Source organism: Klebsiella sp. 141161, assembly GCF_050600815.1.
Taxonomy (GTDB): domain Bacteria; phylum Pseudomonadota; class Gammaproteobacteria; order Enterobacterales; family Enterobacteriaceae; genus Klebsiella; species Klebsiella aerogenes.
In genome coordinates this window covers 482,893-508,651 of record NZ_JAQIRN010000002.1, presented here as the reverse complement: position 1 = coordinate 508,651, position 25,759 = coordinate 482,893, and the positions used below count along the sequence as shown (strand labels likewise).

General features: G+C 56.3%; 20 protein-coding genes. 14 read left to right on the top strand and 6 right to left on the bottom strand.

Annotated elements, in window-relative coordinates:
* Positions 1 to 202 precede the first annotated feature (202 nt).
* The 5 genes from PGR79_RS07020 (at position 203) to argE (ending at position 4,985) form a co-directional block, all read left to right on the top strand.
* A complete protein-coding gene (locus PGR79_RS07020; protein WP_015703484.1) occupies positions 203 to 1,132 on the top strand; it encodes a LysR substrate-binding domain-containing protein in 930 nt (309 codons plus the stop codon).
* Positions 1,133 to 1,443: 311 nt separating this feature from the next.
* Positions 1,444 to 2,709, top strand: coding sequence for a flavin-containing monooxygenase (locus PGR79_RS07015; protein WP_213316614.1), 1,266 nt, complete (start codon positions 1,444 to 1,446; stop codon positions 2,707 to 2,709).
* Between the two features lie 28 nt (positions 2,710 to 2,737).
* On the top strand, positions 2,738 to 3,160 hold the full coding sequence (locus PGR79_RS07010) for a RidA family protein (protein WP_087859803.1): 423 nt from the start codon (positions 2,738 to 2,740) through the stop codon (positions 3,158 to 3,160).
* 9 nt (positions 3,161 to 3,169) lie between these two features.
* On the top strand, positions 3,170 to 3,844 hold the full coding sequence (locus PGR79_RS07005) for a DUF1028 domain-containing protein (protein ID WP_015703481.1): 675 nt from the start codon (positions 3,170 to 3,172) through the stop codon (positions 3,842 to 3,844).
* Positions 3,837 to 4,985 carry an acetylornithine deacetylase gene (argE, locus tag PGR79_RS07000; protein WP_430921334.1) on the top strand — a complete coding sequence of 383 codons (1,149 nt, stop codon included), beginning with the start codon at positions 3,837 to 3,839 and terminating at the stop codon, positions 4,983 to 4,985. The genes PGR79_RS07005 and argE overlap by 8 nt, the downstream gene beginning before the upstream one ends.
* Positions 4,986 to 5,026: 41 nt before the next feature.
* Here argE and PGR79_RS06995 read toward each other — a convergent pair whose 3' ends face one another.
* Together PGR79_RS06995 and PGR79_RS06990 are read right to left on the bottom strand one after the other, a co-directional pair.
* The gene (locus tag PGR79_RS06995) at positions 5,027 to 6,430 is read right to left on the bottom strand and encodes a purine-cytosine permease family protein (RefSeq protein WP_213316612.1); all 1,404 of its coding nucleotides are present in this window, start codon (positions 6,428 to 6,430) and stop codon (positions 5,027 to 5,029) included.
* 549 nt (positions 6,431 to 6,979) lie between these two features.
* Entirely contained in the window at positions 6,980 to 7,582 is a 603-nt protein-coding gene (locus PGR79_RS06990) for a short chain dehydrogenase (RefSeq protein WP_087859799.1), read from the bottom strand.
* A gap of 98 nt (positions 7,583 to 7,680) precedes the next feature.
* Here PGR79_RS06990 and PGR79_RS06985 point away from each other — a divergent pair, with 98 nt between their 5' ends.
* The 4 genes from PGR79_RS06985 (at position 7,681) to PGR79_RS06970 (ending at position 11,275) form a co-directional block, all read left to right on the top strand.
* On the top strand, positions 7,681 to 8,577 hold the full coding sequence (locus PGR79_RS06985) for a LysR family transcriptional regulator (protein WP_087859798.1): 897 nt from the start codon (positions 7,681 to 7,683) through the stop codon (positions 8,575 to 8,577).
* Positions 8,578 to 8,631: 54 nt separating this feature from the next.
* Positions 8,632 to 9,081, top strand: a complete 450-nt coding sequence (gene lysM / locus PGR79_RS06980; RefSeq protein WP_015369692.1) for a peptidoglycan-binding protein LysM — start codon at positions 8,632 to 8,634, stop codon at positions 9,079 to 9,081.
* 44 nt (positions 9,082 to 9,125) lie between these two features.
* Positions 9,126 to 9,521: a YidB family protein gene (locus tag PGR79_RS06975; protein WP_221177584.1), complete on the top strand. Its 396-nt coding sequence runs from the start codon at positions 9,126 to 9,128 to the stop codon at positions 9,519 to 9,521.
* Positions 9,522 to 9,865: 344 nt separating this feature from the next.
* Entirely contained in the window at positions 9,866 to 11,275 is a 1,410-nt protein-coding gene (locus PGR79_RS06970) for a purine-cytosine permease family protein (protein ID WP_047055790.1), read from the top strand.
* Position 11,276: 1 nt separating this feature from the next.
* On the opposite strand, the gene PGR79_RS06965 is transcribed toward PGR79_RS06970, so the two are convergent.
* On the bottom strand, positions 11,277 to 12,131 hold the full coding sequence (locus PGR79_RS06965) for an AraC family transcriptional regulator (RefSeq protein ID WP_015369696.1): 855 nt from the start codon (positions 12,129 to 12,131) through the stop codon (positions 11,277 to 11,279).
* A gap of 229 nt (positions 12,132 to 12,360) precedes the next feature.
* Between PGR79_RS06965 and PGR79_RS06960 the strand changes: the two genes are divergently transcribed.
* The 5 genes from PGR79_RS06960 to iroN all read left to right on the top strand — a co-directional run bounded on the left by PGR79_RS06960 (position 12,361) and on the right by iroN (position 19,661).
* A complete protein-coding gene (locus PGR79_RS06960) occupies positions 12,361 to 14,199 on the top strand; it encodes a DUF2264 domain-containing protein (protein ID WP_087859796.1) in 1,839 nt (612 codons plus the stop codon).
* Complete coding sequence (locus PGR79_RS06955) at positions 14,196 to 15,476, top strand: oligosaccharide MFS transporter (protein WP_430921331.1); 1,281 nt, start codon at positions 14,196 to 14,198, stop codon at positions 15,474 to 15,476. Before PGR79_RS06960 ends, PGR79_RS06955 begins: the two co-directional genes overlap by 4 nt.
* A gap of 13 nt (positions 15,477 to 15,489) precedes the next feature.
* Positions 15,490 to 16,680 (top strand): glycoside hydrolase family 88 protein, encoded by a 1,191-nt coding sequence (locus PGR79_RS06950; RefSeq protein ID WP_087859795.1) that lies wholly within the window; start codon positions 15,490 to 15,492, stop codon positions 16,678 to 16,680.
* Between the two features lie 22 nt (positions 16,681 to 16,702).
* Positions 16,703 to 17,260, top strand: coding sequence for a DJ-1/PfpI family protein (locus PGR79_RS06945; RefSeq protein WP_430921329.1), 558 nt, complete (start codon positions 16,703 to 16,705; stop codon positions 17,258 to 17,260).
* 226 nt (positions 17,261 to 17,486) lie between these two features.
* Positions 17,487 to 19,661 (top strand): siderophore salmochelin receptor IroN, encoded by a 2,175-nt coding sequence (gene iroN, locus PGR79_RS06940; protein WP_015703473.1) that lies wholly within the window; start codon positions 17,487 to 17,489, stop codon positions 19,659 to 19,661.
* Positions 19,662 to 19,715: 54 nt separating this feature from the next.
* Here the strand turns inward: iroN and PGR79_RS06935 are convergent, their stop codons facing one another.
* From PGR79_RS06935 to iroC, 3 genes are all read right to left on the bottom strand, one after another.
* Positions 19,716 to 20,648, bottom strand: coding sequence for an alpha/beta hydrolase (locus tag PGR79_RS06935; protein WP_430921327.1), 933 nt, complete (start codon positions 20,646 to 20,648; stop codon positions 19,716 to 19,718).
* Between the two features lie 83 nt (positions 20,649 to 20,731).
* Positions 20,732 to 21,970: an alpha/beta hydrolase-fold protein gene (locus PGR79_RS06930; RefSeq protein WP_430921325.1), complete on the bottom strand. Its 1,239-nt coding sequence runs from the start codon at positions 21,968 to 21,970 to the stop codon at positions 20,732 to 20,734.
* Positions 21,971 to 22,073: 103 nt separating this feature from the next.
* Entirely contained in the window at positions 22,074 to 25,742 is a 3,669-nt protein-coding gene (iroC, locus tag PGR79_RS06925) for a salmochelin/enterobactin export ABC transporter IroC (RefSeq protein ID WP_430921323.1), read from the bottom strand.
* Positions 25,743 to 25,759: the final 17 nt, after the last annotated feature.

Sequence of the window (25,759 nt, the reverse complement as noted above, 5' to 3'; positions counted from 1 at the left end):
TTTTTTCTCATCCTGCTTATACTGGCCGAAGTATTATCCTCCGGCGCTCGCAATTTTCTCGCCAGGTATCTGTTAATTTTCTGTAAAAATCTGATCGCTGTCGGATTGTTGATCTTTTTCACGGCAGAGGGTTGCAGGCCAGGGTATTCATCGTTTAAAGCTAACCAGCCTGCCTCCTTGATGATAAAAAATAAGGTATCACATGCCCCATTTCACCCTGAAACAGCTCAAATACTTTGTTGCCGTCGTCGAGGCGGAAAGTATTGCTGAAGCCTCACGCCAGCTGCATATCGCGCAGCCGTCAATTTCCATTGCCGTGAAGACGCTGGAAGATATGTTTGAGCAGCAGTTTTTTATTCGCCACCACGCCCAGGGGGTATCAATGACCCCGAGCGGGCAGCGTTTTTATGAAAAAGCCAAAGAACTGCTGCGGCTCTCTTATCAATTCGAGCAAAACTCGAAGGCCGATAATGAGCTGGTCTCCGGGATTATTTCCATCGGCTGTTTCGAGACCGCCGCGCCGCTGTATATGCCATCGTTGATGGCCGGGTTTAAGAAAATTTATCCGGAAATCACCATTAAAATTTACGACGGCGAGCAGCACGAGATTGCTCACGGCCTGCACCGCGGGCGTTTTGATTTGGCTTTTCTCTATGACCTCGAACTGGATACCTCGATTTATACCGAGAGCCTCAACGCGCCGCAGAAGCCCTATGCGTTGTTACCGGCGGACCATCCGCTGGCCCAGCGGCACGCCGTGCGGCTGTCGGAGCTGAGCAATCTGCCAATGATCCTGTTGGATGTGGTGCCGAGCAAAAACTACTTCATCAGCATTTTCAAAGATAAGGGCTACAACCCGCAGGTGGCCTACAGTTCGCCGTCGATTGAGATGGTGCGCTGCATGGTCGGCCAAGGGCTGGGCTTCTCGGTGCTGGTAACGCGTCCGGTGAATGACATGACCTATGACGGCCAGCAGGTTCGCTGTGTGGAAATTCAGGATGAGATGGCGAATTCGGCGCTGGTAATGGCGCACCTGCGCAGTAGTGAACCGACTAAACCCACCAAACTGTTTATGGAATATTGCCGCAATGCGGTGTTGAGCCCGCCGCAGCAAGAAGTGAAAGTCGCCTGAATGAGCAAATTTACCCGCGATTAGCGCGGGTAAATATATTCATGCGGTATTTTCTACGTTTTATTGCTTATAAAAAAACGAGGCTCTGACGATATTTTCATGAGCCTCGAAAGCCATTGTTATTTTTCCTTTCAAAATCCCGTTCCTGAAAAATAAATACTGCGTATTCGCGTGGCGGAAATGGCCTGAAGGCAGGGGGAGACCGCTGCATCATTATTTTATTCTCAGGTACTAAATTTATAATAATTTACCTGTGTATAACGGTTTATTAACCTCGGTCATGAGCAGAACATCATCCGAAGGACACATATATGACCGTAGAAAAAATACAAATCGAGACGCTGGTTGTTGGCGGGGGGCAGGCCGGGATCGCTATGAGCGAGCACCTGAGCAAACAGGGTATTTCGCATCTGGTCGTGGAAAAGAATCGCATTGCCGAAGCATGGCGTACCGGCCGCTGGGATTCACTGGTGGCGAACGGCCCGGCGTGGCATGACCGTTTTCCGGGCATGGAGTTTAAAGGCGGCGACCCCGATGCCTTTATTGCCAAGGATGATGTTGCGCAATACTTTGTCGATTATGTGCGCGAGTTTAATCTTCCGGTCCGTACCGGCGTGGAAGTCAAAAGCGCGGTGCGTAACCACGGTCGTCCGGGGTTTACCATTGAAACCACCGACGGCGTGATTGAAGCGCTGAATATTGTCGCGGCGACCGGGCCGTTCCAGAAGCCGGTTATTCCGCCGATCGCCCCGCGCGACAGCGCCATCCATCAAATTCATTCGGCGAAATATTACAACCCGCAGCAACTGCCGGAAGGTGCGGTGCTGGTGGTGGGCGCGGGCTCGTCCGGCGTGCAAATCGCCGATGAACTGCAGCGCGCGGGCCGCAAGGTTTATCTGTCGGTCGGCGCCCATGATCGCCCGCCGCGCGCCTATCGTAACCGGGATTTCTGCTGGTGGCTGGGGGTATTAGGCCTGTGGGATGCGCCGGCCAGCGAACCCGGTAAAGAGCACGTTACCATCGCGGTTAGCGGCGCGCACGGCGGCCACACGGTTGATTTCCGCGAGCTGGCGCATCGCGGTATCACGTTGGTTGGTCTCACCGAATCCTTCGCTGGGGGCACCGTCTCCTTTAAAAATAATCTCGTCGAAAATATTCGTCTCGGCGATGAAAACTACCTGGCGCTGCTGGATGCCGCCGATGCTTACATCGCCGCCAATGGCCTGGATTTACCGGAAGAGCCCGCCGCACGGCAATTCTTAGCGGACCCGGACTGCATGACGTCGCCGATCCTGTCGCTCGATCTGGCGCGGGCGGGGATTAACACCATTATCTGGGCCACCGGCTATGCGGTGGACTACAGCTGGCTCAACGTTAACGCTTTCAACGAACAGGGCCGTCCTCAGCATCAGCGCGGCGTCTCCAGCGAACCGGGGGTCTACTTCCTCGGCCTGCCGTGGTTATCGCGCCGGGGATCAACCTTTATCTGGGGCGTCTGGCACGACGCGAAGCATATCGCCGACCATATCGCTACCCGCCGTAAATATAGCCAGTACAAAGACGCCAGCCAGCGTTAATCATGACTTACTGAACAGGATAACCATTATGCCGACCCATACTCGTATTCGGATGTTCAATACCAAAGAGACTTACCCTAATCAGACGCTGGACAATGATTTATGTCAGGCGGTGCGCGCCGGTAATACCGTCTACGTTCGCGGCCAGGTAGGGACGGATTTTGCCGGCAATCTGGTGGGCCTTGGCGACCCTAGAGCGCAGGCGGAACAGGCGATGAAAAACGTCAAACAGCTACTGGAAGAGGCGGGTAGCGATCTGTCGCATATCGTCAAAACCACCACCTATATTATCGATCCGCGCTATCGCGAACCGGTCTATCAGGAGGTAGGAAAATGGCTAAAAGGCGTGTTCCCGATCTCCACCGGGCTGGTGATTTCCGCGCTGGCGCAGCCGCAGTGGCTAATGGAAATCGATGTTATCGCCGTCATCCCTGATGACGTGGCGAAATAAGGAGGCAGAATGACATTTTCGATTGCCGCACGCTGCCCGGAAAGCGGGCAGTTTGGTATCGCGATCAGCTCTTCAAGCATTGCCGTCGGCGCCCGCTGCCCGTGGCTGCAGGCGGGGGTAGGGGCGGTATCGAGCCAGAACATTACCTTACCGGCGCTGGGGCAACTCACTCTGGCGCAGATGGAGCAGGGGCTGACGGCGGAGAAAGCGATGCGCCGGGCGCTGGCGGAAGATGATTTTAGCCGCTATCGGCAGATTATCGCCATCGACGCCAGCGGCCAGACCGCGTGGTTCAGCGGCGATAAAACGCTGGGGACCTGGCATGTTGTGCAGGGCGATAACTGTATCGCCGGCGGTAATATGCTGGCATCTGAAGCGGTGATTGCCGCGATGGCGGCAACGTTTTCGCAAACCGAAGGCGAGCTGGCGACGCGACTGGTTGCCGCGCTGCAGGCCGGTGTAGCAGAGGGCGGCGAGGCCGGGCCGGTCCATTCGGCGGCGGTAAAGGTGGTGGATGATTACTCCTGGCCGCTGGTGGATCTGCGCGTTGACTGGAGTGAAACGGACCCGATTGGCGAGCTGGCGGCGTTGTGGCAGGCCTATGAACCGCAAATGCAGGCTTACGTGACGCGCGCTCTCGATCCGCGGGAGGCTCCCAGTTACGGAGTACCCGGCGATGAATAGTCGATTACAGGATATTCTGGCGCGGCTGCTGGCGTTTGACACCACCAGCCGCGAATCGAACCTGGCGATGATCGACGATATCGCCGAATATCTCCACGGCTTCGCAATCGAAACGCAGCGCTTTTATGATGCGGAAGGGAGAAAAGCTAATCTCTATGCACGACTGGGCCCTGCGGGGCCCGGCGGCGTTATGCTGTCCGGCCACACCGACGTGGTGCCGGTTGACGGCCAGCCATGGACGGTTCCCCCTTTTGCCCTCACGCAACGCGATGGCCGCTGCTACGGCCGCGGTAGCGCCGATATGAAAGGCTTCCTCGCCTGTGTACTGGCCGCCATTCCTGATTTTCTCGCCCAACCGCTACGCATGCCGCTGCACTTGGCTTTTTCCTACGATGAAGAGGTGGGATGTCTTGGCGTACGCAGCCTGGTCGCCCATCTGCAGGCGTCGACAGAGAAACCGGCGATGTGCATTATCGGCGAGCCGACGGAGATGCGCCCGGTCTATGGTCACAAGGGGAAGCTGGCGATGCGCTGCGATGTTCACGGCCACGCTTGCCACTCCGCTTATGCGCCTGATGGCGTGAATGCGATTGCCTGGGCGGCAAAGCTGATTGGCCGCCTGGACGAGCTGGGCGAGCAGCTTGCGCTTCGCAAGGATTCGCGTTTCGATCCGCCTTTCAGCACCCTGCAGGTGGGGGTGATTAAGGGCGGCGCGGCGTTGAATATTGTACCGCAGCACTGTCAGTTCGATTTTGAAATTCGCCATTTACCGGATGTGTCGGTCGATGATGCGCTGGCCTCGCTGCAGGCGTATGCCGAAGGCGAGTTGTTGCCAAAAATGCGCGCGAAGGTGGCGGGATCGGCTATTAGCTTTCAACCGCTCAGCCAGTATCCCGGCCTGCTGAGCGACCCGCAGTCGGCGTTCGCCGGCTGGCTGGCGCAGTGGGCCGAATGCGAGGATTTTTCAACGGTTGCTTTTGGCACCGAAGGCGGATTGTTTGATGAGGCCGGCGTGGCCACGCTTGTTTGTGGTCCGGGGAGTATGGAGCAGGGGCATAAGGCGGATGAATTTGTTAGCGAGGCGCAGTTGGAAAAGTGCGCGCAGATGTTGAAAAACCTCTGCCGCTGGATGTCAGCTTAAACGCCGGCGCGCCGCAAAGGCGGCGCGCTTTCTTGTGGGCTTTAAATCTTCTCTTTAGCAAAAGCCATGCTTTTAACACTCTTCGCTTTCGAGAAATAATAATAGACCGGTGAGACCACCAATAAACCTATAATCCAGGAGAGATCCGCGCCGCCGAAAGTGAGGGCGATTGGCCCGGTATAAATTGAGGTCGACATAAACGGTACTTCGACCAGAATACCGAGGATATAGCAGGATATTGCCGTTGCATTAAAGTAGCCGTAAATACCGCCATCGCGTTTAAAGAAAGACTCAACGTGATATTCGCCATGGGCCACTAAATAATAATCGACCAGATTAATTGCCGTCCACGGCACCAGCACATACAACAGCACGGTAATAAAGTTGGTGTAGATTAGCAGGAAATTTTCCTGGCCATAGATAGCGAGGAATATCTCCAGCAGCATGGTCAAAATAGCGGTGATAATGCGTGCCCGCGCCATCGGCGACCAGCCGTCGATAAAGGTCTGGCCGAGCGTCAGGGTACAGAGTACGCCGCAGTACAGCATCATCGAGTTGGTGGCGGCGATCCCCAGCGCCAGTACGATAATCACTATCGCCCCCATGCTGCCGGTCAGATCCATAATCCCTTGAATAATATCGTCATTACCGATACAAATCGCCACCAGTACCCCGAGCACCATCGGCAAATAGGAGCCGAGAATGCAGCCAAAATAGCTGGCGTAAAAGACGCTTTTATCGTTGGTGCTGTAGGGCATATAGCGGGAATAGTCAGAGACATACGGCGCATAGGCCAGCTGCCAGAGCGCGGCGATAGAGACGGCGCCGAGAAAACCGACGATGTTGAAGCCGCCGCGGTCGACAAAATCGCCCGGCAGGCCATGGATGAAGACTATCCACACGAAGGTTGCCGCCAGTACGATGCCGGAAATCCACGACATGATCCGCGCGTAGGAGTGGATGATCTTATAGCCAAAGATGGTGGCGAACAGGCTTAGCGCGCCGACCACGATAATCCCGATGTCCGAGTTCATCGGCTGATAAATCGCGTGCATCGACTGCCCGCCGAGCACCAGACTGGAGGCGGTAAAGCCGATATACATCAGTACGACGATGGAGACCACCAGTACCGAACCATAGGAGCCAAATTGCCCCTTGGTCTGGACCATTTGCGGCACCCCGAGTTTTGGCCCCTGCGCCGAATGCAGCGCCATAAAGAGCCCGCCGACCAGGCTGCCGATAAATAGCGCAATCACTGACCATAAAAAGGAAAGATGAAAAATCGTCACCGACATCGCGCCGGTGATGACCGTTAACAACATAATGTTGGAGCCAAACCAAATGGTAAAGAGATCGCCTGGTTTGCCGTGACGCATATTTAAGGGGATAGGTCTGATGGTATTACTTTCAAGATTCTCGACATTAACAGATTGATGTTTTGTCATGGTGCTCTCTCATTATTTTGGTCTTCATCAGCGTAAGAGTGATATTTCAATGAGGAGTACAGCTAATCTACTCATCACAACATTTCATTCACCATTTTTACAACTCTGTATCATTTGCGAAATGACAAAAAATATCGGTGCTGGATATAAAAAAAATGCTTTACCCGGCGCTGGAAAAACGCTGCATTTGTGCGTTTAGTTTTTTTTAGAGTTTTATGCTTCGTGCTTAATTTTTTACTGGCAAACCCGCTGATGGTTTTTTATCGGGCAGATAAAACTCTGCCATATTGCGAGGGGATTAGAATGATGAACCGTAGAGAGAAATAACAATTCCCTGTTTTTATTGCGGTCTAATGAGATAGATGTTTGACCCCATAAAATAATGGGGAAATAAAATAATTAGCTGATACATCATGACATTAGAATTGTCGTATTGAGTAACCTAAAGTCACACATATAATGTGGATAAGGGCGTTATGCGAGGCGCTTCACAATAACCAACAGATAATCAATATAAGGGCAGGAATGCGACATCCTGCCCGAAAATAATTAATAACCGACTTTATAAACCCGCCCGCTTTGGATCCCTTCGACGCTGCGGCGGTAGGCCTGCGCCACCGCTGCGGCCGATACGCTGGAGAAACCGGGGAAAAAGCCGTCATAGGCTTCGACGGATTCACTGAGCACGGTGGGGCTTATCAGGTTAATGCGGATCCCGCGCGGTAATTCACAGGCGGCGGCGCGAACGAAGCCGGCCAGTCCGGCGTTAACGGTGGTGGCATTCACCCCTTGAGCGATGGGTTCATCGGCGACGATGCCGCTGATCAGGGTGATGGAACCGCCATCGTTAAGATAATGCTGGCCGGTGAGGGCGAGACGAATCTGCCCCAGCAGTTTATCCTGCAGTCCCTGGTCAAAATCGCGGTCGGTCATCGTGCTTAGCGGGCCAAAGTATAAGCTACCGGCTGCTGAGACGATGGCATCGACCGGGCCAATTTTCTCGAACAGCGCCTGCACGCTGTGCTGCGAGGTGATATCAACCTGCTCGTCGCCGTGGGTCCTGCCAACGCGGATAACCTCATGTTGGCGGCTCAGTTCTTCCGCAACCGCGCGGCCAACGGTACCGCTGGCGCCAATAACGATAATTTTCATCGCAAACTCCTCAGTGAAGTGAGCCTCTATTCTTTAATTAATCGATTGTCGGATAAACTGGCTAAAAGTTAGATGATTACTAACCAGGAGTTTGTAATATGGACAAACTGCGTGGAATGGAGACGTTTGTCGCGGTGGTGGAGTGCGGTAGCTTCACCGGCGCGGCGGCGCGTCTCGAAATATCGGCGGTGATGGTCGGCAAATATATCGCCTTACTTGAGGGCCAGCTCGGTACCCGCCTGCTGGAGCGAAATACCCGTCGGCAAAGCCTGACCGATGCCGGGCGAGTCTATTTTGACGAGGCCCGACGGGTACTAGAGCAGGTGGCGAATGCCGAGCGTTCGGTTGAAAGGTTACGGCTGGCCCCTGCCGGTACGCTACGGGTGAGCGCGCCGGTTTCTTTCGGCGCCAGCATTATCGCGCCGCTGACCGCCTCCTTTCTGCAGGCCTGGCCGGAGGTACGCGTCGAGCTTGATTTGACGAACCGCATGGTGGACCTGGTAGATGAGGGAATCGATCTGGCGATTCGCATCGGCGACATCCAGCGTACCGATCTGGTGGCGAAATATCTCGCTCCCTATCGTATGGCGATCTGCGCGGCGCCGGATTATCTGGCGCGCCACGGCACCCCGCAAACCCCCGCTGATTTAGCCGGGCATCAGTGTCTTTCGCATACGGTGTGGACCGCGCGCAACGAGTGGCGGCTGCCGGGCGCTGCGGAAGAGGTGCGCTGGAAGCGCGACGCGGTGCTGCGCTGCAACGATGGCTACGCGCTGCGTATGGCGGCGGTGGCCGGCGCCGGGCTGTTATTGCAGCCGGAAGTGCTGCTGGCGGAAGACTTAGCCAATGGCCGACTGGTGCGTATTTTGCAAAATTACACCCCGGAACCGAGGCCGATACACCTGCTGTGGCGCCAGGATCTGCGCCCGTTACCAAAACTTACCCGTTTCGTCGAGCATTTGTTAAAGGAAGTGAACGGTATTTATAAGCTATGATTATCGTGTCTGATGAAAGCATTCATCGTGAAACAGTAATGGAGGTATGGATAGATGGGATTATTAAGTTTTGTGAAAGAAGCGGGCGAGAAGATCTGGGATGCCGTGTCCGGCTCCAGCAAGGAAGATCAGGCTGACAAGCTGAAAAAACATATTGATAGTCTTAACCTGCCTGGTGCCGAAAAGGTCAATATTGCCGTAGCGGACGATGGTACCGCGACGGTAACGGGCGACGTCGGTTCACAGGAAGATAAGGAAAAAATTCTGGTGGCGGTAGGTAACGTAACCGGGATTGGCCAGGTCAACGATAGCGTTACTGTGACGCAGAGCGGAGCGGAAAGCCGTTACTATACGGTTAAATCCGGTGATACCCTCAGCGCCATCTCGAAAGCGATGTATGGCTCCGCCAATGACTATCAGCGTATTTTTGAAGCCAATAAACCGATGCTGAAGCATCCCGATAAGATCTATCCGGGGCAGGTGCTGATTATCCCGGCGAAGTAAGCCGTGAATCAGGGATTAATAGCAACGTTTTGATGGAGTCTGTAATGGGATTATTAGATCAAATCGGCGGCGTGCTTGGCGGGCAGGCTGGCAAGGCTGAACAACTTCAGGCGATCATGGCCTGGATTGAACAGCAGGGCGGTATCCAGGGGATTCTGGAAAAATTCCGCAGCGGCGGCTTAGGTGAAATCGTCGAGTCCTGGCTTAGTCAGCAGAGTAATATGTCGGTGAATAGCGATCAGATTACCTCGGTGTTCGGCTCGCCTGCGCTGCAGGATCTCGGCGCCAAACTGGGCGTTGATTCGCAAATTGCCTCATCGCTGATTGCGGAATACCTGCCAAAAATCGTCGATGGCCTGTCGCCGCAGGGCGAAGCGCCGGCCCAGGGCGACCTGGTCTCCGCAGGGCTTAATCTACTGAAAGGTAAGTTATTTAGTTAAACGCTTGCCGTTTGAGTTTTAACTTATCACATAATACGGGCCTGAATAACGGCCCGTATTTTATTATCCGCCGTAAATTCACCGCCTCGCGATTATTTATTCTGTATTACTAATTGACAACTTACCGCTGCGTTGAAAATATCATTATTTAATCTTACCGGAACGGTTATGATAAATTTTTATGATATTTATCGGCGTCCTGCCGGACTAATTAGTTTTTTTATTTCCTGTAGCCATAAACAAAGTAATTTACCCTTTCGCAAAATAATGCGCATTATCTCCAAAACATAAAAACACCTGCACATCACAACCATTATTAATGGTTTCTGACTTTGGAGAATGCTATGCCGACCAAAGAATCATCGCCGCCGCTTATTGAGAAGCACACCATTGGCTATATTCCGCCAGAAGATCGCCACGGTAAAACCCGCGATCTCTTTACCCTGTGGTTTGGCGGCAACATCGCGCCACTACCGATCGTTACTGGCGCCCTGGGGGTACAGATCTTTCACCTGAATCTGCTGTGGGGGATCGCTGCGATTTTAGTCGGCCATCTGGTTGGCGGGGCGCTGATGGCGCTGCACTCGGCGCAGGGGCCGCAGATGGGGATCCCGCAGATGATCCAGAGCCGCGCGCAGTTTGGATCGTTTGGTTCGCTGCTGGTGGTGGCGATCGCCGGGGTGATGTACGTCGGCTTCTTTGCCTCGAACATCGTGCTGGCTGGGCAGTCGCTGCACGGCATCGCCCCTGCCGTCCCACTGCCGGTTGGGATCGTGATCGGCGCGGTGGGATCCTGCGTGATTGGCATTATCGGCTACCGATGTATTCACATTCTCAACCGAATCGGCACCTGGGTGCTGGGCATCGGCATTATGGTCGGCTTTGGCTACATCTTCACGCATCTGCATACCGCCGATTTCTTAACCCGCGGCGGCTTTTCCTTCTCGGGCTGGCTGGCCACCGTGTCGCTGGCGGCGTTGTGGCAGATTGCCTTCGCCCCGTATGTTTCTGATTATTCGCGCTACCTGCCGGCGGATGTGCCCGTCGCCGCGACGTTCTGGACCACCTATCTTGGCTCGACGCTCGGTTCCAGTCTGTCGTTTATTTTCGGCGCGGTAGCGGTGCTGGCAACGCCGGTGGGGCTGGAAACCATGGATGCGGTAAAGCTGGCGACCGGTGCGATAGGCCCGTTGATGTTGGTGCTGTTCCTGCTGAGCGTCATCAGCCATAACGCGCTTAATCTGTATGGCGCGGTGATGTCGGTGATAACCCTGGTGCAAACCTTTCTGTGGCGCTGGATCCCCGGCAGCCGCAGCCGCGCGCTGCTGTCGGTCATCGTGCTTATTTGCTGCGTGGCGGCGGCGATCTTCGCCTCGGCGGACTTTATCAGCCACTTTATCGATCTGGTCCTGGCCCTGCTGGTGGTGCTGGTGCCGTGGACCGCGATTAACCTGATCGATTTCTACGCCATTCACAAGGGCAACTACGATATTAACTCGATATTTCAGGTGGATGGCGGTATCTATGGCCGTTACAACCCGCACGCGCTGCTGGCCTACGCCATCGGCATCCTGGTGCAGATCCCGTTTATGAATACCCCGCTGTACGTCGGCCCGGTCTCGGCGTGGTTTAACGGCGCCGATCTCTCCTGGCTGGTTGGCCTGCTGGTAACCTCGCCGCTGTACTATTGGCTGGCGAGCCGCGATAGCGCCTGGCGTCGCCGTCAGGTTGGCCTCAAGCAGGCGATGGATTAAGTTATAAAGCGGAGCGCCGCTGGCTGGCCTTACGGTACTGCAGCGGCGTCTGGCGCATCATCTTTTTAAAACAGGTAATGAAGTAGGTCACCTCGCCAAATCCCACCGCTAATGCGATGGCATCAATGCTCTCATCGCTATTACGTAGCAGATCGCAACTGCGTTTTATTCGCCGGGTGAGCAAATATTCATGGATATTGCCGCCGGTCTGCTGACGAAAAACCCGCGAGGTGTAGCTGCGCGAAAGTCCGAGGTCGCAAGCCAGCTGGTCAAGAGAAAACTTGCTGGCATAGTGGGCTTCGATCCAGTTCATAATCCGCGAGGCGACGGTCTGCTGGCGCGGCGGGTAGCGTTGCGGCTGCTCGGGTAGAAACGTCATCAGCTGCATCATCAAAAACGCCACCTCGCAGGCGGTGGTCTGCTCGTTATCCTCCAGACGCTGAAACTGTTCAAGGATCCTTTCGATAAATGCCGCGTGCTCGCTGAGGTCGTAAATTTGCGCCGGCAGATTGCTGGCGGCCAGCGCTGCGAACTGGGCCTGATGGCGCGGGAAAGCGCTGAGCGCGCTCTCAACGACCGACTGCTCAATGTGCATGGTGGTGCGGTGATAAGGATTTTTATCGCTATGATCGACCTGCACTTTGTGCAAACGGAAGGGCGGGAAGATAAATAATCGCCCAGGACGGGCGGTGTAGTGCTGGTTATCCACCACCACGATGCCGTAGCCGCTGGAAATATAAAGCAATTCAACGCATTGATGCCAGTGGTAGTAAAGCACGCTGGTGGTATACATGCGATTAAACGAAATGGCCTGCCGATCGAGCGTAATACGTTCCAGCAGTTGCGCTTCGCCCATTTTGCCTCCAGGACAACAGATTTAAATTTTTACGCCATCATTTGCAATTTATCCTCCGTGCGGTCGACAAAATCCAGCAAAAATGAAATGGCGGTTTAATTTTGTGAGTCCGCTCACTCAGCGCCGGGAATAAAAGCGGTTACTCTTCATCCAGACGTCGCACACGTGGCTTGATAAAAGCCTAATAACAATAACTTACCTCTATCCTCGTGTTATACGGGAGGACCCTGTGCAACCTGAAAATATTCATCTGGATAACCCACTGATAAGCCGGGAAGAGGTGCTACGGCTGGTCAATGAAATGCTGAACGCGGTGGCGCCTTATTTTAAAAACGACGCCAGCCGCATTGATTTAGCGAACTTCACCGCTCACTACGGCCAGCAGGTCGCGAGCATGGAAACCTTTTCCCGCCTGCTGTGGGGCGTGACGCCGCTGTTGGCTGGCGGCAGCGAGCCGCAGCATTTCTCCTTCTATTTACAGGCGATAAAAAACGGCACCAATCCGCAGCATGCCGATTACTGGGGCGAAGTAGCGCCTTACGATCAACGCATTGTCGAGATGGCGGCTTACGGATTATTGCTGGCGCTGGCGGGCGAAACCGTACTGGCGCACTTCACTGCTGCGGAAAAAGAGAACTTATGGCGCTGGTTAAAGCAGTGCGAGACCCAGGATATCCCGGATAATAACTGGCACTTCTTTCCGATTCTGGTGCAGGTTGGCTTTCATTATTGCGGTATGCCGACCAATCCGCAGGCGCGGGAAGATCATTTCGCCGCCATGGAACGTTACTACCTCGGCGATGGCTGGTACTCGGATGGTCCGGGCCGCCCGCGCGACTATTACATTTCGATGGGCTTCCATTTCTATGGCCTGATTTACGCGAAGCTGATGGCCGATGTCGATCCGCAGCGCTGTGCGGAACTGCGTCAGCGGGCCGCGCGTTTCTCCTCTGACTTCATCCATTTCTTTGCCGATGACGGCGCGGCGATACCGTTCGGCCGTAGTCTGACCTATCGCTTTGCCGAAGCGGCGTTCTGGAGCGCGGCGGCCTTCGCCGGGCTGGAAGTCTTTTCGCCGGGCGTGATGAAAGGCATCGTGTTACGCCACCTGCGCTGGTGGCTGAAGCAGCCGATGTTCGACCGCGACGGCGTACTGAGCGTTGGCTACAGCTACCCGAACCTGGCGATGGCGGAAGATTACAACGCGCCGGGTTCACCGTACTGGGGGCTGAAAACCATGCTGGTGCTGGCGTTAGGCGAGGGCGACGCCTTCTGGCAGGCGGCTGAGTTGCCGCTGCCGCCGCTGCCCGCGCAGCACACAATAGCCCATGCGGATCAGGTGCTGGTACATCAGGCCGATCACCTGTGGATGCTAACTTCCGGCCAGTTGGAGCTGAACAACTTCGTTAATACCGAGGCGAAATACTGCAAATTTGCCTACTCCACCCGCTTTGGTTTCACCATTGAGCGGGGGCGCTACGGGTTGAACCATGCCGCTCCCGATTCGATGCTGCTGCTGGCCGAAAAGGATAACTACTGGCGCGGCCGCCGCGAATGCGAGCAGGTGGTCACCGCTGATGGCACTATTTACAGCCGCTGGCTGCCGTGGCGCGACGTGGTGATTGATAGCTGGCTACTGGCGCGGGGCGACTGGCAGCTGCGCGTCCATCGCATAACTACCCAGCGCGCGCTGGATTGCGCGGAAGGCGGCTTTAGCCTGGCGAATCGTCCGCTGCCGCAGGCGCAAGAGAGTGACGGCGCCTGCTGCTTACGCAACGCCCGCGATATCTCGGCGATTTTCTGTTTACATCCGCACGCCCGCCGTGGCGAGACGGTACTGACGCCGCCGAACAGCAATCTGTTGTTCGCCGAACGCGCGGCGGTGCCGGTGCTGCGCGGCGAGCTTGATGCGGGGACGCATTGCCTGGTAAGCGCGGTATGGGCGGGGAATGCCGCCGACTTCGAACCGCAACACTGCCCACAGGCCTTCATTAGCGATGACGCGGTACGCTTCGTGACGGCACGACAAGAAACGACGCTCGTTCTGGCCCCGGAGGCATCGCTATGAGCACATCATCGTCCGTACGCGCCGCGCAGTACAAAATGAGTACCTTTATTTTTCTCTACTTCTTCACCTGGTCATCCAGTTTTGGCCTGTACGCGCTGTGGCTGAGCCAGAAGGTAGGCCTCGATAGCATTACCATCGGCAGCGTGTTCGCCATTAATGGCGTTTTCGCGGTGGTCCTGAAACCGGTGTACGGCTACATCATGGACAAAATCGGCATGAGCAAGTGGCTGCTCTATTTTGTCTGCGCCATTTCCGCGCTGATGGCGCCGTTCTTCGCGCTGGTGTACCAGCCGCTGCTGCAAAGCCACGCGACGCTGGGGATTATCATCGGCGCGCTGTATTTGAGCCTTGGCTGGTACGCCGGGGTGGCGGCTTCCGAATCTTATGCCGACCGCTTTAGCCGTCTGTACGGGCTGGAGTTTGGCCGTATCAGAATGTGGGGTTCGCTGGGCTGGGCGATGGCGGCTTCGGTCTCCGGACTGCTGTTTAACTTCACGCCGCTGGCTAACTTTTTGCTCAGCAGCGGCACCTCGGTACTGATGCTGCTGGTGCTGATTAGCCTCAAAATCGGTGATGAACAGCTGCGCAATAACAACGTCATTTCCGCGAATAAGATAGTCTTTGCCGATGTGCTGATGCTGCTGAAAAATCGCAAATTCTGGATGTTCAGCCTCTACGTCGCCGGAGTGGCGTGGATGATGTTCATCGCCGAGCAGCAGTTCCCGCGCTATTTCGTCTCGTTCTTCGCCACCAAAGAGCAAGGGAACGCCTGGTACGGCTATCTGAGTACCGTCCAGTCGGGGATGGAGTTTGTGATGATGATGTTTATCCCGTGGCTGGTGAACCATTATGGCGCCAAGCGCGGCCTGCTGTTCTGCGGCTGCGTGGTGGGGGCGCGGCTGATTGCCTCCGGCCTGACCAACGACCCGATAGTCATCTCCATCATCAAACCGTTTTACGGCGTCGAGATCGCGCTGCTGCTGATTTCAGTCTTCAAATACATCGCCGAACACTTCCATCGTCGGGTTAACGCCACGATGTACCTGCTGGGTTACCAGGCGATGATTTATGTCGGATCGATTGTGGTCGCGCCGCCGGCGGGTTACCTGTACGACAAAATCGGCTTTGAGCATACCTATCTGCTGATGGGCTGCTGCGCCCTGACGTTTACGCTGATTTCCGCTTTTACGCTATCGCGCTGCCAGTCGAAGCGCGATGCCTCACGACCCTTTACTCCGGCTTTAGATACCGCCTCGGCTGAACCGGCCAAACATTAATTCAGGAGTTGTTATGACCAAATCTGTTATCACCGAAGCGCTGCGGCCGATAGAACTGCATCAGGTTGACCGCCTGGCGTTGAGCCAGAAGCTGGAAGACGCGCTGGACCGCGTGACGCGCAAGCTCGACAAAAATATCGTTGCCTTCGGCGATAAGTTCCCCGGCGAAGCTTGTGAAAACGGTATCTGGCCGCGTACCGAGAACGTAGAGTGGACCACCAGTTTTTGGCCGGGCCAGCTGTGGCTGGCGTGGGAGATGACCGGCAAAGCGCGCTACCGCGAAGCCGCCGAGCGCTATTTACCGTCGTTCGCCCGGCGTATTGAGCAGCGTATCGACACCGCGACTCACGACCTCGGCTTCCTTTATTCGCTCTCCTGCATCAGCGCCTGGCGGCTCACCGGCAATGAAGCCGCTCGCCAGTCGGCGCTGCTGGCTGCCGAGCGCCTGATGGAGCGTTTTAACCCGACGGCCAAAATTATTCAGGCGTGGGGCGACTTAAACGATCCGGAGCAGCAGGGGCGAATGATCATCGACTGCAATATGAACCTGCCGCTGCTGTACTGGGCCAGCGAGCAGACCGGCGACCCGCGCTACGCGCAGGCGGCAACGGCCCACGCCGGGCAGGCGGCGAATTATATCGTGCGTGAAGACGCTTCGACTTATCACACCTACTATATGGATGTACAGACCGGCGAGCCGCGCTTTGGTAACACCCATCAGGGCTACAGCGATACTTCATGCTGGTCGCGCGGCCAGGCGTGGGGCATTTACGGTTTCCTGCTGAGCTATCAGCACACCGGCGATAAGCAGATGGTTGAACTGTCGCGCAGCCTGGCGCACTACTTCCTCAACCGTCTGCCGGAAGATGATGTTTGCCATTGGGATCTGGCGCTGCTCGGCACCGATGCCGTGCGCGACAGTTCGGCAGCGGCGATTGCCGCCTGCGGTCTGCTGGAGCTGGTCAAGGCGCTGCCAACGCTCGACGCCAACCGCGCGTATTACGAAGAGATGGCGCTGCGCATTGCGCTGTCGCTGACCGACAACTACCTGGCCCACGACGACACACCGACCGAAGGGTTGTTGCAGCACTCGGTTTATCACATGGGTAGCGGCAAGGGCGTCGATCAATGCTGTAGCTGGGGTGACTATTTCTATCTTGAGCTGCTGGCGCGGCTGCGACAGATTTGGTACCCGTACTGGTAACCCTCAAGGAATGGAGAGCGAGATGAAAAGCGTAGCCGTGTTATTAGCCCCCGGGTTTGAAGAGGGGGAAGCGATAGTCACTATCGATATCCTGCGCCGTCTGAATATTGCGGTGCAGACAATTGCCTGCGGCGAGAGTCGCGAAGTGGTGAGCTACCACGCTATCCCGATGATAGCGGATAGCACCCTGAAGGCCAGCTTCGATCGAACCTTTGATGCCGTGGTGTTGCCGGGCGGCCCGGAAGGCAGCGTTAACCTGGCGAAAAACGCGGAGGTTATTGCCTTCGTTCGCCGCCACGATGAAGCGGGCAAATATATCTGCCCGATTTGCTCCGCAGCCGCCCGCGTGCTGGGCGGCAATGGGCTGCTGAAGGGGCGTCGCTATGTCTGTTCCGGCGATCTTTGGCAGCAGGTGAGCGATGGCGTGTACGTGGACGCCGACGTTGTGGAAGATGGCAATCTGCTGAGCGGCCGGGGACTGGGCAAGGTGTTTGATTTCGCTTTTACCCTGGCGGCGCGGTTACAGGGCGATGAAGCGCCGGCGCGCGAACAGGCGGAACATATTTATTATCCGTGGTAGAGGAAAATAGCCAGTAACTGCTAAAGGCGCCTTAATGGCGCCTTTTAATTTTGTAGCGCCCTCTCATGTCGCCAGGTTATTAGCGCGTCAAGGATTGCCTTAACCCCACTTAAATGATATTAATTATCATTCTCATAATAAAAACATAATAACAATATTAATACCTGGCAAGGATGTGAGCTTAACGAACAACCACTTTAAGTTAGGCATGAATTAGGGAATAGGTATGAGAATTAACAAGATCCTCTGGCCGCTCACCGCGCTTGTGGTAGGGCTGAATAGCCCGCTATCCGCCGCCAAATCTTCCGACGATAGCGATGAAACGCTGGTCGTTGAAGCCACCGCAGAACAAGTACTTAAGCAGCAGCCGGGCGTTTCAATTATTACCAGCGAAGATATTAAAAAGGACCCTCCGGTCAACGACCTCTCCGATATTATTCGCAAAATGCCGGGGGTGAACCTCACCGGCAACAGCGCGTCAGGCACCCGCGGTAATAACCGCCAAATCGATATTCGCGGTATGGGGCCGGAAAACACCTTAATCCTCATTGATGGCGTCCCGGTGACCTCGCGTAACTCCGTACGCTATAGCTGGCGCGGCGAGCGTGATACCCGCGGCGATACTAACTGGGTACCGCCGGAACAGGTTGAACGTATCGAAGTCATTCGCGGCCCCGCGGCGGCGCGCTATGGCTCCGGCGCGGCGGGCGGGGTGGTGAATATCATTACTAAACGCCCAACCAATGACTGGCATGGCTCGCTCTCGTTATACACCAACCAACCGGAAAGCAGCGATGAAGGGGCCACCCGACGCGCCAACTTTAGCCTGAGCGGGCCGCTGGCCGGCGATGCGTTGACGATGCGTTTGTACGGCAACCTGAATAAAACCGATGCCGACAGCTGGGATATTAACTCTTCCGCGGGGACGAAAAACGCCGCCGGCCACGAAGGGGTACGCAACAAAGATATTAACGGCGTCGTTTCCTGGAAAGTGAATCCGCAGCAAATTCTCGATTTTGAAGCCGGATATAGCCGTCAGGGTAATATCTACGCCGGCGATACGCAAAATAGCTCTTCCAGCGCGGTGACTGAAAGCCTGGCGAAATCTGGCGCAGAGACTAACCGGCTGTATCGGCAGAATTACGGTATTACCCATAATGGGGTCTGGGATTGGGGGCAAAGCCGCTTTGGAGTCTATTACGAAAAAACCAATAACACCCGTATGGATGAAGGTTTATCCGGCGGCGGCGAAGGGCGTATTTCGGCGGATGAGAAATTCACCACTAACCGCCTGACCTCCTGGCGCACCAGCGGCGAACTCAATATTCCGCTGGATCTATGGGTCGATCAGACTCTGACCGTTGGCGCGGAGTGGAACCGCGATGAGCTTGACGATCCCTCTTCCACTGGTTTATCGGTAAATGATAATAACATTGGCGGTATTCCCGGTTCAGCGGCGGATCGCAGCAGTAAAAATCATTCACAAATTAGCGCCATCTATTTTGAAGATAATATTGAACCGACGCCCGGAACCAATATTATTCCCGGCCTGCGTTTTGATTATCTTAATGAGTCCGGCGGCAACTTTAGCCCCAGCCTGAACCTGTCGCAGGAATTAGGTGATTACTTCAAAATTAAAGCCGGGATAGCCAGAACCTTTAAAGCCCCAAATCTCTATCAATCCAGTGAAGGCTATCTGCTCTATTCGAAAGGCAACGGTTGCCCTAAAGATATTACTTCAGGCGGCTGCTATTTGATTGGTAACAAAGATCTCGATCCAGAAATCAGCGTGAATAAAGAGATCGGCCTGGAGTTCGCCCTCGACGATTATCATGCCAGCGTGACTTATTTCCGTAACGATTATCAGAATAAGATTGTGGCCGGCGATGATATTATTGGGCAAACCGCTTCCGGCGCTTATATCCTCCAGTGGCAGAACGGTGGTAAAGCGTTAGTGGACGGCATTGAAGCCAGTATGGCGTTCCCGCTGGTGAAGGATCGTCTGAAATGGAATACCAACGCCACATACATGATTACCTCGGAACAAAAAGATACCGGTAATCCGCTCTCGGTTATTCCGAAATACACCATCAACAACTCCCTGGACTGGACGATTACCCAGGCATTTTCCGCCAGCGTCAACTGGACGCTGTATGGTAGACAAAAACCGCGTACCCATGCGGAGTCGCGCAGCGAAGATACCGGCGGCCTGTCGGGTAAAGAGCTGGGGGCTTATTCGCTGGTGGGTACCAACTTTAATTACGATATTAATAAAAATCTGCGTCTGAACGTGGGGGTCAGCAATATCTTCGATAAACAGATCTATCGTTCATCCGAAGGGGCGAATACCTATAACGAACCCGGTCGGGCCTATTATGCCGGAGTGACGGCGACATTCTGATCGCATCGTCATCAGTATACTGCCCGCAACCGCGCGGGCAGTATCAACGCTGGGTTAAGGACAACTATGCTGGTTGGACGCTTTTTCGCGACTCATATCCAGCAGCGCGCTGTGGAATGAGGCGTCAAACATCGGCCCGTGCCCCAGGCCAGGGAAATCCCAAAAGGCGGCATTAACCCCTTTCTCTTTCAGCGTGGCGAGGGTGGCATGTACTTTAGTTAGCACTTCAGCGGCGTGCGTTGCCCGGTTATCACCCGGCGTCGCCGAACCCTCCATAATGGCCAGGCTTTTGGCGCAATATGATGCAGGCTCGACCGCCGTGATTCGGTTCAGCAGGGCAAAGTTGTCCCGGCCAAGCGAAGGACTGGCGCTGTAATATGAATGGAAGAACGAGGACGAAAGCCAGGAGTCGAGCGCGAACAGGCCGCCGTATGAGTGGCCCCACAGGCCGCGGCGCTGTGGGTTGATTTTCAGCCCTTGCTCCGCCTTAGCGGCTATACGCGTTTCCAGTAATTGACGGAAGTCTTCACTGCCGCCGCTATTGCGGCCAGCATATGTTTCATTATTCTTTCTGACTGCCGGCGTATAGTCGTAGGCCCGGCCGTTAAGATCGAATGGCAGGTTGGTCTGATAACCGATCGCGACGATCACCGGCGGCGATTGCGCCGTCAGCTGCTTGAGTAGTTCGTCAGACAGGCGATCCATTACCGCATTACCATCAAGCATATATAGCACGGGATAGCCCGTTGGTGGCGCGGCTTTATTCGGTATGGCCGTCCATACCCGATAGTGGCGAGCGCCGTCGGCGGAATCGAACTGATTGACGCTGAAGTGGTAAAACGCTGAACCCTTATCGGCGATATTGGGCCCCAACGGCTGCATATCCGGTTTTGCTAAGCCTGAAGCGCTATAGCTGAGGGTGAGGCAAGAAAGAACGGCAAAAAGCGCCTTGCGCGGGCGCGTAGAGCGAGACTCGCGGGCATACATCTGATGATTATTCCTTTTCCGCAGGTGAAATTTTCGTTATTCAGAAAGCACATACAGTTGCCTGAAAGCGCTTGCTGGTCAAGTCAACCCTGCAGTAAGCCGAGCCCATCAAGCAAGGCGCCGCGCCACCAGGCGTAGTCGTGCCCGCCGGTGTAAATGGCGCAATGACTATCAACGCCGGACGCCTGTAGCTGCTGATGAAGCCGCTGGACGTGAGGCACCGTCGAACCTTCCAGTGAGCCCACACACAGGCGTATACGTACAGTACGCGGTGGCGCAGACAACACATGTTCGCTGACCCATGAAGTATCGGTTGCGCTAAATAAATGGGGGCGACTGCCGCCATCTGGCGTCCACCACATGGAAGGCGAATGGCTGAGCACCAGACCGAAAGTTTCCGGCGCATGGCGGGCGGCCATCAGCGCGCTGACGCCGCCGAGGCTCTGCCCGGCCAGGACGGTGCGTGAGCGATCCGCCCATTTTTGTCGCGGCTGTTCGCGGCGAATGGTCGGCAGGAGATGTTCCGCGACGTCCCGTATTAGTTCGCTGCGCCCGCCGAGTATCGTGGTGCGCTCGCGCTCATCGATATTGTCGATGCCCAGCAGCGCCACGGGAACAATGCGACGGCTATCGATCGCGGCGTCGATGGCTGCGCACACCCCAAGATGATCGAACCAGGTTTCGCCATCGGGTAGCACCACCAGCCCCAACGGCTGTGACTTATCAACCACGGGCAGGTACAGACGCACCTGCCGTGATTGCCCGGCAACGATCCGTTCTGAGGTCAGCAAGGTGCCGGCGTGGCGGCCTCCGCGCCATTCGGATTGAGCGGGGGCGTTATCAAGCGCCAGCACCGACTCCCGCACGCCGTCGCGAATAGCGATCCCCGGCGTCTTATTGAGCGGATCGGCCTGTCCGGCGAGAGCGGCAAAGCGGCTCCCAAGCTGGTTAACAACCTCTTCCGGCGTGCCGGGCGGGATCTCCACCAGTGAATAAGAGCCGCAATAGCTGGCCGGTAGGCGCAACGTCAGGGTCCAGATATCCGTTGCGGGAATCTGGGTCATCAGCCCTCTTGCCACCTGTTCTTTGTCGGTTACCCGGTTTAATCGCAGATAAACGCCTCTGAGCGGATGGCGGGCGCGCCACAAAAAAGTGACTTCACGTTCATCGGCTGCGCCGTCTACCGTTGTTACTAGCGGTACCGGCAGCGATGCGGCCTGCTGCCAGAAATGAGAAAGATTGGTAATGTTGCCGGTAGCCAACTGGCGGCGCAGGCCGGCGATAGCCGCTGAAACCGGCGGATGTGGATTGATATTGAACATTCTATCTCTTTGAAAAATCATGCTACCAGTAAAAATAGCTAAAGCGGCTGTTCCATGAACAGCCGCTTTAGGCGTGTTGATTAAGGTCTAACGCTTACCATCACTATCCCACGATTTCTCCCGTTATGTCGTGTTGGTTGCGTGCATCTGCCGGGCCGACGCTATCGCGCCATAAGCGGGCGTAGAGGCTGTTCGCCGCAAGTAATTGCTCGTGGGTACCGTATTCTGCGAGCCGCCCTTTATCGACAACGGCGATCAGATCGCAGCGCTGGGCAGTGGTCAGGCGGTGCGCCACGATTAGCGCCAGGCGTTTTCTGGCACGGGCGACTTCGGTTAACGAAGACATGAGGCGCTCTTCCGCGCGGCGATCCAGGCGCGATGTGGCTTCATCGAGCAGCAGGACGTGGGCATTCGCCAACTGGGCGCGAGCCAGCGCAATCAACTGACGTTGTCCGGCGGATAAATCCGCGCCGCCGTTATTGACTGGCGTGCGGAAACCTTGCGGGAGCTGACGTACCAGCTCAAACAGGCCTGCCTGCCGTGAAGCGATCTCAACTTCGGCATTGCTGCTGGATGGCCGCGAATAACGTATATTCTCCGCAATATCGCCGCTAAAGAGCGCAACATCTTGATCGACCAGCCCGATCTGACGGCGGTAATCGGCAAGGGTTGTCGCCGTCATCTGTCGTTCCCCAATGCCGATGGTCCCGCTGGTGGGCGAATAGAGTCCGGCGATAAGTTTAATCAATGTCGACTTCCCGGCGCCGCTGCGGCCAACGACCGCCACGACACTGCCCTCGGGGATGGTCAGGGTGAGCTTGTCCAGCGCTGGCTCAGCGCTGCCGGGATAACGGTACGTAACTTCATCAAGCTGTAATGCACCCGTGGCCGGCTGGGTGGAGGAAGGGGTGACGTTTTCTGTCTCTTCGGTCGCCAACAGTTCATCAATATGTTTACCGCTGGCCGTCGCCTGCTGGAAGGAATCCACAATCCCGGATAATTGCTGTACCGGGCCGTAAAACTGCCCCAGCAACAGGAAGAATGCCGCCAGCACCCCGGCGGTCATTTCGCCTTCGGCCACCCTCGATGCGCCAACCAGAAGCACGGCGGCATAGGAGGCCTCGGTACAGAAGGTCAGGAAGGGGAAGTAGACCGCAAGATATTTCTGCGCGCGTACGCGGGTAGCGCGGAAGCGATCCGATAATGCGCGCAGCCGGGCGGCCTCTTGCTCCTGTTGACCATGGGATTGCACGACGCGCAGGCCGGAGACTTTCTCCTGCAGAGTGCTATTCACCTTGCCGATTTCAAGGCGCGCCTGGGCATAGGCTGGAGAGCTCAGGCGACGATAAACCCAGGTCGCCAGCGCGACTACCGGCACTGCGCTTAAGGCCGTCAACGCCAGAATGGGGTCGAGCCAGAACATGGCCGCGGCGATGGCGAACATCGTGACCAGGCTGGTGGCCGCGCCGGCAAGGCCGTTTTGCAGAAAGCGGGCGAGGGAGTCGACATCGACGGTCATCCGGGTCAGGCGTGAATCAACGTGCTTTTCATGCCAGGGGAGGGCAAGACGCAGCATATGGCCAAAGCTGCGCAAGCGTACCGTATGTTGAACCGACTCCGCCGCTCTGGCGGCGAAGATGGTTTGTAGTGAATAACAACACCAGCTTATGACCACCAGGCACAGGGCGAGCAGGGCGCAGATGCCGATAGTCGCCATATCGCCTGCGGCAACCCCCGAGTCAATACCGCGCTGCAGCAGTATTAACACGCCGACGCCAGCGGCAGAATCCAGCGCGATCAGCAGGGCGGCGATGATGAACATCCACGCCACCGGCCGCAGCAGCGAGGTCAATCTACGTCCCTCTCCGGCCAGCGCCTGTTGAACCGCCTGTTCCGGCACGCGGGTCATGCGGGCGACAAAACCGTTGCCGTCAACTTCCGGCAACGCTTGCGGCTCCTCGTTCTGCATCGCTGGCGTTGTTGGCCAAAGATCGCGGCAGCCGCCGGCGCCAGGTTCGAGGAAATCCCCGTCGCCGGTCATCAGCGCGCGGAACGCCGGGCAGCGAGACTCAAGCTCAGCCTGGCTGCCGATGTCCACCACTTGCCCTTTATCCAACACCACAATTCGACTGGCCAACCGCAGCGTCGCCCGGCGGCGGGCAATCACCAGCAGCATGTGCTGGTCATCGGCGTAACGACCCAGCGCGGCATTGATCTCCGCTTCGGTACCGGCATCTACCGCCGATGTGGTGTCATCGAGAATCAACAGTTCCGGTGCGGTAATCAGCGCCCGCGCCAGCGCGATGCGTTGCCGCTGTCCACCGGAGAGGTTAGTGCCGCGCTCGGTTAGGCGGGTATCGAAGCCTTTCGGTAAGGCATTGATAAACTCGCTGGCGCCTGCCGCCGCCGCCGCGCGGCGAATATCTTCCATCGTCGCCTGCGGGTGGCCGTAGGCGATATTTTCCGCGACCGTTCCGGCAAACAGAAAGGCGTCTTCAAATACCACCCCCACCTGACGGCGCAACGCCTCAAGCTTGAGATCGCGAAGGTTCTGCCGACCGGTGCTGGTGTTTAGCCAAATATCGCCAGCGCTGGGATCGTAAAAGCGCGCCAGCAGCATTAGCAGCGTCGATTTACCGGAGCCCGACGCGCCGACTACCGCCAGCGTTTCACCCGCCTGTAGGGAGAAGGAAACATCGCTCAGGATACGGCTGCCGCCGCCATAACCGAAGTTCACTTTTTCTAGCTGCAGGCCAATAACTCGACCATTGAGCGCTTCGCTACCGTCAACCATTTGCGAACGGGTGTCGATCAGAGCGAATACCCGTTCTACGGATGCCTGGGTTCGTTGGGCGATCACCAGGAATGACGCCAGCACACGGGTAGGTCCGGTCAACATGGCGAGGAAACTGGCAAAGGCCACGAATGTCCCGAGGTCAATTCGCCCGTGCATCACTGACCAGCCGCCGTAGCACAGTAGAACGATTTGCCCGAGCACCGGTAGCGCCAGCATGGTAGCGCCAGGCATCGCCTGCGAAATGGCCGCGCCGATGCGCACGCGCACCATCTGCCGCGACTGACGATCCAGCCAGCGCGTTTCGCGCAGTTCCGCCACGCAGGATTTCACCACCGAGATCTGCGCCAGAACTTCGCGCATGTGCTCGGTCAGATTCGCCAGCCGGTCTGAAGCCAGCCCCGTCTGAGCGAATACCCGACGACGGGCGCGCAGCGCGGTAATGGCAAGACACGCCAGCACGCAGACCACGATTAGCGTCATGGCCGGCGACATCCACAGCATCACGGCAATACCGGCGATGTAGTAGGTAAATACCGCCAGCGGTACCGGAGCCATCTGCAATAGGGTATGCATTTGCTGCAGATCGCTATTGGTCCGTGAAATCACCTGTCCGGTACGCAGCGCATCCTGGCCTGCGCCATCGAGCTTTTGAATACTGTCGAACGCTCGTCCTCGCAGGGTGTGCTGCACCCACAGCGATAGCTCGCCAGCATAGCCGCGTCGTACATAGTTACCGATGAAATCAAAAAAGGCGATCAGTAGCAGCCCGCAGGCCAGCCACGGCAGGCGGGTAGGATTTCCCGCCAGCGCATCATTTACCGCCTGTCGTGTCAGTAGCGGCGTTAGCGCAGCCAGCAGAATGGTCGACACCGACGCCACCACTACGATGGCGCTAAGTTTCTTACGTTCCCAGCACACGCGCGCAAGGCGGATTATCCATGACCGCGCGGGTGTGGGAGAGTGAGTCGCAGGCATTAAGCCTCCTCCGTCAA